General features: G+C 43.2%; 15 protein-coding genes. 7 read left to right on the top strand and 8 right to left on the bottom strand.

What is annotated here, in order from left to right:
* Nucleotides 1-40 precede the first annotated feature (40 nt).
* Together TY16_RS25070 and TY16_RS03940 are read left to right on the top strand one after the other, a co-directional pair.
* Entirely contained in the window at nucleotides 41-2,044 is a 2,004-nt protein-coding gene (locus TY16_RS25070) for a PAS domain S-box protein (RefSeq protein WP_052342584.1), read from the top strand.
* Nucleotides 2,045-2,071: 27 nt separating this feature from the next.
* Nucleotides 2,072-2,713 carry a response regulator transcription factor gene (locus TY16_RS03940; protein WP_043930461.1) on the top strand — a complete coding sequence of 214 codons (642 nt, stop codon included), beginning with the start codon at nucleotides 2,072-2,074 and terminating at the stop codon, nucleotides 2,711-2,713.
* 156 nt (nucleotides 2,714-2,869) lie between these two features.
* Here the strand turns inward: TY16_RS03940 and TY16_RS03935 are convergent, their stop codons facing one another.
* The 3 genes from TY16_RS03935 to TY16_RS03925 form a co-directional block, all read right to left on the bottom strand.
* On the bottom strand, nucleotides 2,870-3,673 hold the full coding sequence (locus TY16_RS03935) for a CAP domain-containing protein (RefSeq protein ID WP_043930459.1): 804 nt from the start codon (nucleotides 3,671-3,673) through the stop codon (nucleotides 2,870-2,872).
* 414 nt (nucleotides 3,674-4,087) lie between these two features.
* Nucleotides 4,088-5,125 carry an alpha/beta fold hydrolase gene (locus TY16_RS03930; RefSeq protein ID WP_155922134.1) on the bottom strand — a complete coding sequence of 346 codons (1,038 nt, stop codon included), beginning with the start codon at nucleotides 5,123-5,125 and terminating at the stop codon, nucleotides 4,088-4,090.
* Nucleotides 5,122-5,499, bottom strand: coding sequence for a hypothetical protein (locus TY16_RS03925; protein WP_043930458.1), 378 nt, complete (start codon nucleotides 5,497-5,499; stop codon nucleotides 5,122-5,124). Before TY16_RS03925 ends, TY16_RS03930 begins: the two co-directional genes overlap by 4 nt.
* Before the next feature lie 436 nt (nucleotides 5,500-5,935).
* Between TY16_RS03925 and TY16_RS03920 the strand changes: the two genes are divergently transcribed.
* Both TY16_RS03920 and trhA read left to right on the top strand, forming a co-directional pair.
* Complete coding sequence (locus tag TY16_RS03920; RefSeq protein WP_043930457.1) at nucleotides 5,936-6,178, top strand: hypothetical protein; 243 nt, start codon at nucleotides 5,936-5,938, stop codon at nucleotides 6,176-6,178.
* A 302-nt stretch (nucleotides 6,179-6,480) separates the two neighbouring features.
* Nucleotides 6,481-7,116 carry a PAQR family membrane homeostasis protein TrhA gene (gene trhA / locus TY16_RS03915; protein ID WP_043930455.1) on the top strand — a complete coding sequence of 212 codons (636 nt, stop codon included), beginning with the start codon at nucleotides 6,481-6,483 and terminating at the stop codon, nucleotides 7,114-7,116.
* 93 nt (nucleotides 7,117-7,209) lie between these two features.
* Here trhA and TY16_RS03910 read toward each other — a convergent pair whose 3' ends face one another.
* Together TY16_RS03910 and TY16_RS03905 are read right to left on the bottom strand one after the other, a co-directional pair.
* Nucleotides 7,210-8,100 carry a manganese catalase family protein gene (locus TY16_RS03910; RefSeq protein ID WP_043930454.1) on the bottom strand — a complete coding sequence of 297 codons (891 nt, stop codon included), beginning with the start codon at nucleotides 8,098-8,100 and terminating at the stop codon, nucleotides 7,210-7,212.
* Between the two features lie 51 nt (nucleotides 8,101-8,151).
* Nucleotides 8,152-8,376: a YuzF family protein gene (locus TY16_RS03905; RefSeq protein ID WP_043930453.1), complete on the bottom strand. Its 225-nt coding sequence runs from the start codon at nucleotides 8,374-8,376 to the stop codon at nucleotides 8,152-8,154.
* Nucleotides 8,377-8,649: 273 nt separating this feature from the next.
* Here TY16_RS03905 and TY16_RS03900 point away from each other — a divergent pair, with 273 nt between their 5' ends.
* Both TY16_RS03900 and TY16_RS03895 read left to right on the top strand, forming a co-directional pair.
* Nucleotides 8,650-8,796: a hypothetical protein gene (locus tag TY16_RS03900; RefSeq protein WP_155922133.1), complete on the top strand. Its 147-nt coding sequence runs from the start codon at nucleotides 8,650-8,652 to the stop codon at nucleotides 8,794-8,796.
* Nucleotides 8,797-9,116: 320 nt separating this feature from the next.
* Complete coding sequence (locus TY16_RS03895; RefSeq protein ID WP_043930449.1) at nucleotides 9,117-10,580, top strand: protein adenylyltransferase SelO; 1,464 nt, start codon at nucleotides 9,117-9,119, stop codon at nucleotides 10,578-10,580.
* A gap of 53 nt (nucleotides 10,581-10,633) precedes the next feature.
* Here the strand turns inward: TY16_RS03895 and TY16_RS03890 are convergent, their stop codons facing one another.
* The 3 genes from TY16_RS03890 to TY16_RS03880 form a co-directional block, all read right to left on the bottom strand.
* Nucleotides 10,634-10,966, bottom strand: coding sequence for a hypothetical protein (locus tag TY16_RS03890; protein ID WP_043930448.1), 333 nt, complete (start codon nucleotides 10,964-10,966; stop codon nucleotides 10,634-10,636).
* A 267-nt stretch (nucleotides 10,967-11,233) separates the two neighbouring features.
* Nucleotides 11,234-11,431, bottom strand: coding sequence for a methionine aminopeptidase (locus TY16_RS03885; protein ID WP_043930446.1), 198 nt, complete (start codon nucleotides 11,429-11,431; stop codon nucleotides 11,234-11,236).
* Between the two features lie 160 nt (nucleotides 11,432-11,591).
* Nucleotides 11,592-12,869 (bottom strand): ATP-binding protein, encoded by a 1,278-nt coding sequence (locus TY16_RS03880; RefSeq protein ID WP_043930445.1) that lies wholly within the window; start codon nucleotides 12,867-12,869, stop codon nucleotides 11,592-11,594.
* A 489-nt stretch (nucleotides 12,870-13,358) separates the two neighbouring features.
* Between TY16_RS03880 and TY16_RS26795 the strand changes: the two genes are divergently transcribed.
* The coding region (locus TY16_RS26795; RefSeq protein WP_231505555.1) for a hypothetical protein at nucleotides 13,359-13,617 on the top strand (259 nt) is incomplete at its 3' end.

Here is a 13,617-nt window from a genome sequence, read left to right as displayed (position 1 = left end):
TGGTTTTGCAGCATAGTATTAGCAGAGGAGAGGGTAGGCAGTGAACGAGATATGGTTTATCGTAATCATCTGTATTCTTATTGTTCTGCTTATAGTTATCTCTTCTTCTATGGGTAAATTGAAAGAACAGAATCGAAGTCTATGCCAAACGTTGAAGAAGGCTGAAGAAAATAAAGATGAAACGGCATTGCTTGTTGAACATTTACCAGATCCTTATTTAATCATAAACAGTCATAGTAGAATAGTTTATGCCAATCGGGCAATGCTTACAGGTCTCGGTATGCAGAATTCAGATGAGATTATCGGTAAATCCGTTTTTGATTTTATTTTGTCTCCTTCTAAATCAGAAGTACATAATCGGATAGAAAGAGTTTTTAGCGGTGAAAGGCTTAAGAGTATCACGTTTAAAGTTAAAACAGGGACTGCTAAACTTATAGAATATGAAATTACGACTGCGCCTATTCAATATTTGGGAGAATCTTGTGTCATCATAGCGGCACGAGATGCGACAGGAAAGAAGCAAATCGAACAAGAATTGTTTCAGACAAGAGAGCAGCTCCAAGATTTACTGGCATATGTCGATGCGGCAATATGGATTCGCGACAGTAAAACAGGGGAACTGGTTGTCTCCCTAGGCATGGAAAATATATTTGGCTATTCTGAAGAGGCTTTCCAAAATCGGGCATTGCTCCGTGATGAAATTATTCATCCCGAAGACATCGAGTTTGTGAAGGAAAAGGTAAAAGCTTTTGGACATAATCCAATAAAATTTGATTATCGGATTATTAAAAATAAGACTGAAGTTCGCTGGCTGCACCTATCAAGCACCCCAATCTTAGGGGAGAATGGGGATACCCCCAAGATGATGGGGATTCTTGTAGATATTACCGATGTAAAACAAACAGAGGAAAAGCTAAAAGAGAGTGAAGAACATTATCGCATCCTGCAGGAAAGCCTTGATCATTTTTCCAAGGATTTATCAAAAGTAATGAAAATCTCAGATTTGGAGTCCAGGCTTATTTTGGAACTCCAGGAAATTTTAGGCCTTCAGGAGGGCATTCATATCCTGGAGATTGATGATCGTCTAAATCTTTACCGCTGTACAGGTGGTTCGGCCGACTTACACGAAGCAGTTCTACAGGACTTTGATGAAACTGCGCAAATTGGGAGTATTGTTGAGTTTGAAATGGGCTGGATTATTAAAATTGGTGAAATCCACGAACGGATCATTGTTTTAAGCATTGAAAAAAGTAAGGCGGCAACGTCCATTTATGATAAAAAAATTTGGCTTCAAACAATTTCGAGATATGTCAGTGTACTGTATGAAAATCTGTATACACTTGAAGAAATGATTAAGGAACTTGAGAGAAAAACGAAGGATAAGCTGGCTCCGAGATGGATCATGAGGCTATTGTTTCTTCTCGCAGAAAAGGAACGAGCGCGGCTTTCGGCCGACTTACATGATTCTGTATTACAAAATCAAATTCTTTGGTACCGCAAACTTCAATCCCTCCGTTCTGAATGGGACATTCCTGGCGATTTAGAAGATGAGCTTTACACAATAGAGGAAGGCATGTTGGATGTCATCCGTCAAATTCGAGTTACATGCAACAATCTCCGCCCTCCATATTTAAATGAAGTTGGATTAATCAAAGCTCTCGAAACCCTGTTTTCACAAACTGAAAGAGATGTCCAATTTGTGATTGAGTTTGATCATACGGGGCTGCACCATGATTTAAATGAGGAAGAAATGATTACGATATATCGTGTGGCCCAGGAGTTGCTGGCAAATGCCAGAAAGCATTCGAATGCGACAAAGGTCGAATTTTGCATATCCAGTATTGATAGGACTGTTTACTTCAGTTACAGTGATAATGGAGTCGGTATGAAGTTTGAAAATTTGGTGGATTCGTTTGACCATATTGGTTTATCCGGAATAAAGAGAAGAGTTGATAGTATCAACGGTGAAATTGAACTGTACTCTTCACCTGGGAAAGGTGTCAACTTGTTGATATCAATTCCGATTGGGAACATAAAAGTTTAGAAGAGGCGAATGGTATGAGGTGTTTGAATGATTCATATATTGCTTGTTGACGATCATCCACTGGTTAGTGAGGGAACTAAACTAATCATTGAAAAAGAAAAAGATATGAAGGTACATATTGAAACCTCGTGTTCCCAGGCATTGGAAATCGTCGATAAGCTTTCGTTCGACGTAATGCTTTTTGACCTGCAAATGCCAGAAATGGATGGATTTGAATTATGTAAAAGGGTTTTGGCTAAACTTCCGGATGCAAATATCTTAATTTATTCAGGCTATGAAATTCTTCCTCATTTTGACTTATTGATGGAATCGGGAGCAATCGGTCATATTTCAAAAACTGCCTCAAAGGATCAAGTCATAAGAGCCATTCGCTGTGCGTTAAATAAGGAAACAGTTATGCCAGCCTCATTATTAAGGGAAATCTATTATGGGGCAAAACAATCAAAGAAGCAGGATACTAAAAAGGAACGGGTATCCATCAGTGACAAAGAAAAATTGATTTTAAAGGAACTCATTCGCGGTAAGACGAACAAAGATATAGCACAATCGCTTTTTCTTGGCCAGCGCTCTCTGGAATATAGCCTGACACATCTTTTTCAAAAGCTGGGCGTACAAACTAGAGTTGAAGCTGTTGTGAAAGCGCAGGAATTGGGCCTAATTGATACATAAGCAATTTTATTATTTTCATCTATTATACATACAATAATCAGAGTGTTTGCCGGAAAGGTAAAGGCTCTTTCTTTTGGCTATTTATTGCGCTAAAGGGCTCAAACGTAAACAAAGATGGCTGTTTCCGTCGTGGGAAACAGCCTCTCTGCTTTATAATTATTTTCCGATGAACATTTGTGTCCAGTAGTTGCCATTTTCAATATGACCAACACCGATATGTGTGAAGTCTGCATTCATGATATTCTTGCGGTGGCCTTCAGAGTTCATCCACGCTGTGACAACTTCCTGTGGAGTCCTTTGTCCCATTGCAATGTTCTCACCAGCTGTACGATAGCTAATGCCAAATTGCTTCATCATATCAAATGGTGAACCGTATGTTGGGCTTGTGTGGCTAAAATAGTTTTTCGCACCCATGTCGCGTGATTTTTCGCGCGCCACTTTGCTAAGGTTTTCATCGATCTTAAGAGCTGGAAGGCCTGCTTTGGCACGTTCCTGGTTAGTTAGGGTTACAACTTGTTGCTCATATGCGCTCAATGCACTTGATGCCTGCTTAGTAGGAGCCGGAGCAGCCTGTTTAGCTGGTGCTGGCGCTGCTGCTTTTGCAGGAGCCTTAGCTGGTGCTGGTGCTGCTTTAGGCTTTGCTGGAGCAGGTGCGGCTGGCTTTGCAGGTGTTTTTACAGCCTGCTTTGCAGGTGCTGGAGCTTTTTCAGCCTTTTTTGCTGGAGCAGGTACGGCTGGTACTGGAGCTGCCTGCTTAAGGTAAGATGTAAAGCCATAACGCTTTAGGGTATCTTCTATCAAATTATTAATATCGTTAATATCGCTGCTTTTATATACGTAAACATGCTTTTGAACTGTTGGGTTAAGCGATGCTGCTTCTGTTTTTGTTGGTGCTTGACCGTTCATCCAAAGAGCTGAAGCAACTGCAAAGGACAGAATTACCTTTTTCTTGTTTATCATTGGGATTCCTCCTGTAGTATGATTTGCTTGGTGTAAGCCATATGTCCTGCAAGCAACTTTATAGTAACATAGGTTTTTTGTCATATTTCAGGAAGAATCTAGAAACGGTTCATGGGTAATTTTACCCACGCAGAAGAGTTCGAGGAAAATAGTTGGTATAAAAGGATTTTGTAATAGGTTGGAATAATTTTACTGCGGTGGTATTATTCTCGGAATCTAGCAAGCAAACCAAAATTTTCAAGAAAATCGGGGTTGACGGCAGATTGAGATGGCCAGTTTTGTTACAATTTCGTTAGAGATTTGTTACAAAAATACAAAGGGACGGTTCTATTGCAGAGGAGAACCGTCCCTGATTTTTCTAGTAAATTAGAACCATCCCTGATTTAGGATTATCCCGGCAGACGTGAACAGTTCCTACTTTGCCCCGGACCTCTTGGGGAGCCAATCTTCCAGGAATTGTGGGAGCCCTTTATCTTTGACAGCGAGGGTGGTGTGGCCGCCAGAGACAAGGGTATAGGTTTTATCTTTGCTTGAGACCAGATCGATGAAGTCCCTACTCATGTTTTCGGGAACGAGCCGATCCTGGCTTCCGGCAACGACAAGCAGATTGGCTGTAATATTGGCGGGGTCTGCGTTTCGACCTTGAATCATCAGTTTACGGTTGATGAATTTGTTGTCCTTGCCAAGGTCGTTCATCAGCTGCCTAAGTGCTGCGCCGGAGAACCCTACGTGCCCGTTTGTCCAATTGTTGAAGCGGCGCCAGCGATTAACATACTCATCATCGTACGCTTTGTTTAATAACGACAAATAATGGCTGAAGTAGACGGGGGCACTTGCCATGCGCATGCCATATTTCATCATCGAAGGCGAAATGAAACCAGTCGCGTGCAGAAGCCCGTCGACATCGAGGTCTCCTCTCCTGATGGCGTCGACCCATTTATCATAAAGAGGGGGTTCGGCAAAGTTGAGAGGAGCAACGCAGATTATCAGGTTTCGGATTGGTTCAGTGGCAAGGGAGGCATAAATAGCGGCTAGTGTGCCACCTAGGCAGTAGCCGATAACAGTTATGTCCTTTGCCCGGGAGTGGTGCAGCGCCTTGCGTACGGCCTGCTGGATGTAGTCGATGACATATTCATCAACAGTAATATCCTTGTCGCTGTAGTCAGGGGATCCGAATTCGAGCAAGTAGACATCAAAGCCATTCTCGATGAAGCTTTCAATCATGCTGCCGCCTGGTGCCATATCGAGAACGAATGCTTTGTTGACGAGAGAATAGACCAGAAACAAAGGAGTTGCATAGCGTTTCTTGGGGGAACGGTAATACCAGAGTGTGGCTTTGTTTTTTTTCCAGACAGCGCTTTTGGGAGTTAGGCCCACCTCGGGTTCGGGTGTTGTCCAGACGCTGATCAAATTCTTCCAGCGCCTATATTCCTTTTCTGGCCAGTTTGTCACTGGGGCTGCCTCCTCCCAGGGATTGTCTGATTTTCGAGCATTCTGTTGAATTGTGCGAGTAGTGCAGCTTTTGATTGCTTGGATCGTTTTCTTCTACGAGTGGATGCAACTTGTGTGGTTGTTTGGTTAGTTGTGGGTTTGTCGTCCTTGTTGGCTGTATGTGATGGATGAGTAGTGGTTTGTGTAAAAAGGGTCTGTGGCTGTTGTAGTAGATTCTTGAGTTTTCTATGAGCTTTTGAAATGGCCGCTGCAGTATTGACGAGCCTTCCATTGTTCAAGCTGTTTAAGATTGCCTGGTTGATTTGCATTTCTGCCTTGAAACCGGCATTTCTGATTGCTTCATATACATCCTTAGGCGGTTGTCTCTTAGTCATCGGTATCTTTCCTTTCTTTGAGAGTTGTACATAATAGTATAAACAAGCAGTCCTTTTTGTGTGCGGAAAATGGTGATAGAGCCCTTGTTCAAAGGTGTGACGTGGACTAGTGGACATTAGACCAGTTGGTGAAAAGTTACCATATTAAATTTAGTGCGAGGACTTGAAAAGTTGCTAAATTTAATTCTTGAATAGCAACGAAGTGTTTTAGTACTAATCTGAGTAACGGCCATTTAATTTGGCTGACTCACTAGTAAGTGTCTGAGTAGTGTTAGTGAAAAGCGACTATATTTATACTGTAACCAGTTATAAAGTGTTTCCGCGCTGTCCTTTAATTCCCGCAACGACCCATTTTTTTTAAAAAAAGGCATGTACCGCTCCCTTTTTAGTCATACTGCATACCGTATGGAGAATGACTGACGAAGGAGGGGCATGGATGACAGAAGAGGAAATGGCGGATGTGTTTTCATTGTACGGGCATGGAGAACTGTATAAGAAGCTGAAATATCCACTTTTTGTATCCGGCGAATTGGACAAGGTGGACCGGAGCCTGCTGGAATCGTTTTTCTCCTGGTATAGCTTTGATAGGGAAAAGCCGGTCTTATTTGATGACTTTGTCTTTCATTTTCGGGTATTCAGAGGAATAACTGGCCAAGATATTTTGCCCGAACTTTACTAAGGAGATTCGAAAAGTGGACAAACAGGAAAGGGACAGCCGTACAAAAATCGGCTGCCCTTTTACATATATGTAACAAAAAGCATTCGGTTAACCGACAAAATTGTTATATGATTATAATAGAAGCTGACAGCTGTTCCAGTTTCGATGAGAAAAGAATGAACTAATCAGGCAAGGTTTTGGGTAACAAATTATATGGAAAGTGAAACGCCGGCAGGTCGATGAAGGACTTGTGATGCCAGTAACTAGAGGCTGAAAAGGTGGCACTTTATAGATTGCACTTTTCAAGGAGGTTAGGCAAGAAATTGAAAACCCATGTTTTTACTAAAGGTGAGGAAATCGCAAATGCCATCATTCATGGGATTGGCTTTGTATTAAGCATTGCGGCTCTAACCATTTTGATTGTTTTTTCAGCAATGGAAGGAACCCCATGGCATGTGGTCAGCTTTACGATTTTTGGAGTCACAATGGTGATTCTATATACTTCATCTACGCTGCTCCATAGTTTTCCGCCGGGAAAGGCAAAGGATGTATTTGAAGTGCTGGACCATTCGTCCATTTACTTTTTTATAGCAGGAACCTACACGCCATTTCTGTTCCTTGCGGTCAAGGGAGCGCTTGGCTGGACGTTGTTTGGAGTTGTTTGGGGACTAGCGATCGCTGGTACGGTGTTTAAATCTTTCTTTGTTAAAAAGTATGTTATACCGTCGACAGTCTTGTATGTGGTCATGGGTTGGCTTATCGTGTTTGCCTGGGAGCCGCTCGTTGCCAATCTTACAGCAGAAGGGCTTAAGTTCTTAATTATTGGCGGTGGCCTATACACAGTGGGCGCCATCTTCTACGTATGGCGAGCGTTCCATTACCACCATGCAATATGGCATATATTCGTACTTGCAGGCAGTATCATGCACTTCTTCGCGGTACTCACCTTGTTGCCTTAAGTGTAGAATTACACAAAGGGGTCAGACCCCTTGTGAAAATGTGAACAACCCGAATGGAATATCCATTCGGGTCTGCTGGGCTGGAGACAATAGTTACATATTGCTTAACAGTCTTTTTAATATTCGCTGGTAGTCGTCCTGGTCGATTCCTGGTGCAAATTCTTCCGGTTTTTCTTCGAAGTCGGGGATAGGGGCTCCTTCAGGGCATCCATCTATTACCTGGAGCGGCTGCCCTGTTTCAGGATTTGGACCTTTCCAGATCTGAGCAATGTCCCTATATTCCGATTCACCCCATGTATATAGGACATTATGCAGTCCTTGTTCCATGTATTTTTTGGCATGGTCAAACTTATAATTATCAAGGTCCGGCACCGGCAGCATTTTACCTACTTCTACTCCGGTTGCCATTTCTAGAGCCTTGGCATAGGCGATAATATGGGTTCCGCCGCGCACTAGCAAAAAGCCGGTCAATTCACGCGCAACTGGATTTGTTGTCGTTTCATATACGCGCATTTTCTGTATCCGAGCGCCGATTTCCAGCAAATAATTATGGAGAAGGTCTTGGACAAGCACCCCTGTATTCGTAACAAATTCACCATTCCAGGGCCGTCCCATGCTATCTCCGGGATAGGCTGCCTGCGGTGTCAATAAAAAGTGGAGCGAGTATCTTGCATCCTTGCCAATCTGTAGTGGAGCCAGATCTGGATCTGTTGCATATGTGTTGCCATGTGAGAGCAGGTTGATTGTATTGGCAACAAGTTCGACGTGGGCAAATTCTTCAGCAGAGATGCTTGCGATTAAGTCATAAAAGGGTTTATATCTTTTTTTTCCACGGAAGTTGAATGACTGGAACATATAATTGTTTAACGTCGACATCTCACCAAATTTTCCGCCCATCAGTTCCTGTACGGCCGCGGCTGCATTGGGATCACCGTGTTCGGGGATCGGTAATGCAATCTGGAGCTTGTTGATGCGTTTCATCATGTGGGCCACCCCCAAGTAAGTATTTTTTCGGTCGGACTTAGAAGAGCCATTTTATACAAGTACCTGTTGTGGATTTGGCACGACCCAAATAATTTGGGCTGTCCGAATGAAAAAAGCATTTCCCCCGAACTCCACCACAATATGGTCAGGCTGGACGTTTGCAAGCCTGCCTCGTACTGAGCCTCTGACTGTCTCAACTGCAATCTGTGAGCCAACAATCCCGGACAGCGTTTGAAACACATATGGATCGCTGACTTTCCATTCAATATTGTCCATTCTTTATCCCTCCCGCACACGTTTTCTTAAGATGTATATGTCTTTGGCGGAAAAATAAATGTTGTCCAACAAAAGCAAATTACATTTCCTGAGTTTCTTAGAAACTGTTTTGCTCTTGTGGCCACCCAAACGATTTTTGATAGGGTCCTGGTAAGCTTTAAGCTTCTTCTTGAATTTTAATTTTGTTTCGTTAATCCTCTAAGACCATTACATAGATAATTAGCCAGCAAGGGAAAGCTATCAGGGAGAACCTCACTTGGAAGGGGCAGGAATATGGACAAAAATAATAAATCCGCTGGGAAAGCCGGCAGAGGAAACAAACATGACAACAAAAATAAAAAAATGGGCAACAGTGTTTCTCCACAGAACGATGGGTTCCGCTATGATTACGATGATTCATCTGATGTTAGGAAAAATTAAAGTTCAACAACTGCCTGAAAAAGTAACAGCAATTTGCTAAAAAGGTGTGTGGGGGGTATTAATGTGGTAGAAGGGATGTTTAATATACTTTTTAAGAGGACAATGGTGGTTTTGAGAGGTGAAAGTCCCTAAACTGTCTGGCCAGGACTAATGCAGGTTTTCAGAGGCGAGCCTTAAACTTCTTGCCAGAGACTTGTTTTTAAAGGTAATTTGGCCTTGAATTCCTCTGCAAAGGAGAACTTATTCTTGTCAAACGTGATTTTGTCCCTGGGTTGCTTTAAGGTTGGTAGTAGATCACATAGTATCTGAAAGGAGTTACGATGACTAAACAAACACAAAATCAAGGCTGGAACTTCGATAATAGCTATGCCCGCCTTCCTGAGTTCTTTTTTACAAAACAGGAACCAACTCCGGTTGAGGCTCCGAAAATTGTTGTTTTCAATCCGCAGCTGGCGGAAGAACTCGGACTCAATCCAAAGGAACTTGAAACAGACGCTGAGGTTTTTTCCGGTAATAAGCTTCCCATTGGCGCTAACCCCATTGCCCAGGCATATGCGGGCCATCAATTCGGGCATCTCGCCATGCTCGGGGACGGCCGGGCGATATTGCTTGGTGAACAGCTTACTCCCAATGGAGAACGGTTTGATATCCAGCTAAAGGGCTCTGGACGGACACCTTATTCCCGTGGGGGTGACGGCCGTGCCGCGCTTGGGCCAATGCTTCGGGAGTATATTATCAGCGAAGCACTGCACGCTCTCGGAATCCCAACGACAAGAAGCCTCGCTGTAGTTTCGACAGGAGAGGCGGTATACAGGGAAACTGAACTTCCTGGCGCCATTCTTACTCGTGTGGCTGCCAGCCATCTACGTGTCGGTACTTTCACATATGCTGCTGGGGCGGGAGAAAAGGATGAGATTCGCACCCTGGCTGATTATGCTATAGATCGCCATTATCCAGATTTAGAACATGGTGAAAATAAATACTTAGCTTTTTTGAGAGCGGTGATTGACCGCCAGGCGGCGCTTATCGCCCAGTGGCAGCTAGTCGGTTTTATTCACGGTGTTATGAATACAGACAACATGACAATTAGCGGTGAAACGATTGATTATGGGCCATGTGCATTTATGGATGTCTACGACCCTGCAACTGTATTCAGCTCAATAGATAGGGAAGGCCGTTATGCATATGGAAACCAGCCATATATAGGCGGCTGGAATCTGGCACGGCTTGCTGAGGCCTTGCTTCCGCTGTTTCATGATGACACGGAAAAGGCTGTCGATATTGCCCAGGAAGAGATTGCGGGGTATATCAAGCTTCACCATTCCTATTGGATAGAAGGGATGCGGAAGAAACTCGGATTGTTTAACGAAGAAGAGGAAGACGAGATGCTAGTCGACGAACTTCTAAGCATGATGAAAAACTATTGGGCTGATTATACAAATACATTCCGGGCCCTGACCTTTGGAAAAACAGACGAGTCTGTCCTAAAAGGCTACCCGGACTTTACCGAATGGCTTGAGCGGTGGGAGGCCAGGCGCACAAGACAGAAACAGACGAAGGAAGAATCCCATCAGCTGATGAGAAACAGCAATCCGGCGGTAATCCCGAGGAACTACCGAGTAGAGGAAGCGCTTGAAGCTGCTGTGGAAGAGGAAGACTTCAGTGTAATGGAAAGGCTGCTAATAGCACTATCCAATCCCTTTGCACATTCTCCGGAACAGGAAGAGTACTGCAAGCTGGCACCTGCTTCCAGTCAGCCGTATCGAACTTTTTGCGGAACATAGAAACAAGAAGCCGGGGCAAACTGCCAGCCCCGGCTTCTCGTTTTGGCCCAAACTTATCTCCTGCATTTGCAATTATGATGGTCTCTGTTGTCATTGTCATCATTGTCGTCCCGAAGGCCGCCAACGAGATCCCTGATCAAACAGCGGCGGACTGCACGGCAGAAATCGTCTCCATCAATGGAAGCGTTGACCCTTACGCGGAAATTTTCATCGAATATTCCTGCAACATCTTCATTGGAGCGATTCCGGCGTTTGCCATTTCTGTCATCCTCTGCGCCACCAACGCGATTTCGCCTTTTGCGGCGGTCATCCTGGGCTCCGCCAACATCAGACCCTCTGCGGCAAGCTTCCAAAAGCCCTGCAATATCATCGTTTGAAAAGAACATATGTTATTCCCTCCTCTCTTCTTTTGATACTGTATACTATTCGCTTTCGTACAAGCTGTCAGGGCTTGTATCCTATTCTTCTAAAAATCCACTAAAACCTAGAATCACTAGATTAATAGGCAAAAAAATAGTCTGCACTGCGACTGCGTTCGCAGGCTATTCTTATGATAAAAACGAAAGGTCACCAAAAGCGTGTTTTGGTGACCACAGGGTAGTATATCGTTCCCTTTTGCCAATAACATAAGAGGGAGAAGTTGGGAGGCTTAATTATTCCGCTACATCTTCCCATTCTGAAAATAAACCAGTTCCGTTGCAGCCCGCGCAGTCAAAAGAATCCATAACATAATCAAATCCACGGTATAATACGAACCCCTTACCGTTACAGATCGGGCAGCGGTTATCCTCCCGCATCTTCAATTTATGTTTTTCATTCCTTGCTCGTCTCCATTCATTGAAAAGTCCCATGTAATATCCCTCACTTTTTACTCTTAATCTTTGCAATAAAAAGAAATAAATACATGTATATTTCTAACCTAAGAATTTCGGTATGGAGTCAAGCTATCGTTAATTCTTGATATAGTTATGGACAGCTTTTCGAATGTAGTTGGTAAGCCTGGCCTATTCATCAGGACGATGATATTGACTTCTGGATAAAGAGTGGAAAGGACAATTCAAAGGTAGTTCCTTTATTTTTCTCGGTTCTGACGGTCCAGGTGCCGCCGATTTCCGTAATGATTTGCAGGGTGACCATCAGGCCGAGGCCTGTGCCTTTTTCTTTTGTGGAATAATAGGGAAGCCCCAGATTTTTTATCTGATCCTCATCCATTCCCTGACCATTGTCCGAAATAAAAATGGTAGCCTTATCATGGCTTTTTTGCAGGCTAATAGAAACAGTACCACCGGAATCCGACGCTTCAATTCCATTTTTAATTAAATTTATGAACATTTGCCTTATCCGGCCGGGTAAGCCCAAGATGTATGCTTCTTCGTTTATGTCCACTACAAGGGCAACATTTTGAAGTGCTGCAAAAGAGGTTAATGACTTAGCGGAATGCCTTGCCTCTGCCCCAAGATTCATTTCAATCAGAGAATGCTCATTTATCTCTTTTTTTCCTAACGAAAGATAATCTGAAATAATTTCATTGGCACGATCCAGTTCTGTAATACAAACAGTAAGATAATTTTTTTGATCGGATGTAATATTATCAGCATTCTGAAGGATTTGGATAAAGCCTCTCACACTCGTCATGGGGTTTCTGATTTCATGGGCAACGCTTGCAGCAAGCTGACCGACAATTTCCATTTTTTCTTTTCTATGCAGTTCTCCGACCAGTTTTCTTTTTAACGTGAAAGTTTCCAATAAATGAATGGCAAGCCAGACTGTCAGGACATTGGCAAAAATATAGACAACTAAATAAAAGACTCCAAGTGGATAGATCCCCTGTTTGAATGCAACAGACCATACAACTGAATAAGCAAATGTTACAATGACAAAAAATAAAGTACTTAAGGATAGTTTCTTTTTGATTGGAGAAGAATGAAAAGTCTTGCTAAATTGGAAAATAATATACGCTAACATTAGCAGGAGAATGATACTTTCCTCTGCTCCAGCACCACCAACTATGAAGCGGAGTCCCGCGGTGAACGCTGTTACACTAACACCAATAAGGGTTCCACCATACAAAAAAGAGAGGAATAAAGGGACCAGACGAATATCCAGAAGTACACCGTGAATATTAATGGAGAAAAGCATGGATAGGGCTATACTTGCAGTACAAGCGATACCCCAAAGGAGATTTCCTTTTTCAGGTTGGTTCCGTTCACTTGTTAAGGCAAGATACAGGATGATTGGAAAAAGAACCATAAGAATTTGAAGCAATATATGCTGAATGGCAACATTCATGAAAATCCCCCAACTTTACATATCAGTAAAAGAATAATTCGCCAAAATCAGACAGTCTCCTTCATATGTGGGCTGGCAACAAATAAATTTTTTGCGAACCTCTAATCGTCAAACCTTTTGGAAGGAAATAATCATCGTAAGTAGGTGTGATGAGATCTTTTGGGTTCTTCTATAAAGAAAGCATCGCGGGCAGTCGTCCGCGATGCATTTTATGTAGATAAGGTGAGTGTGTCTAAGTGTAGCTTCACAAGGAAAGCAGGAGCGCCTACGCGTGCGCAAACTTCAGGTCTCCTCCCTGCGATAAGTCACGCACGAATGCGCTGTCGCTCTTCGTGATTCCTTTATCCCACTCTTAAAAGGCTCAGTAAGCCTCCTCCGTCGGCAACAGATCCTAAAGGTCCGATTCGTGAAATAAGATTTTTCTTAGGGCTTCAGCCCTTAGAAAAATCAATCGGGCTTTGCGCGACTAACCATCAGCAAAAATCGCTGATGGAAGTTTCACTTTATCTCACTCAAAGTCCCTCCATTTTGTACGGCGATGACCACAAAGGAAAGCTCCTCAGAATAATCATCGCAGGGACACAAAGGAAAGCATCTGTGAAATTAACATCGCAGAGACAGGCGGTTCTTTGCCTGGCTCGAGGCCGTTCTTTTGCCAGTCACGAGGCGATTTCGCTTTATTCTATTTTTGCTGAAAGTGATTTTAATATGCTGAAACCTGATAGTTTAAGTGTAAGCTTTTCTTTTC

Source organism: Bacillus sp. EB01 (assembly GCF_000613125.1).
In the GTDB taxonomy this organism is placed as follows: domain Bacteria; phylum Bacillota; class Bacilli; order Bacillales; family Cytobacillaceae; genus Bacillus_D.
Note: the sequence above shows the minus strand (reverse complement) of the source record. Positions and strands in the feature narration are given on the sequence as shown.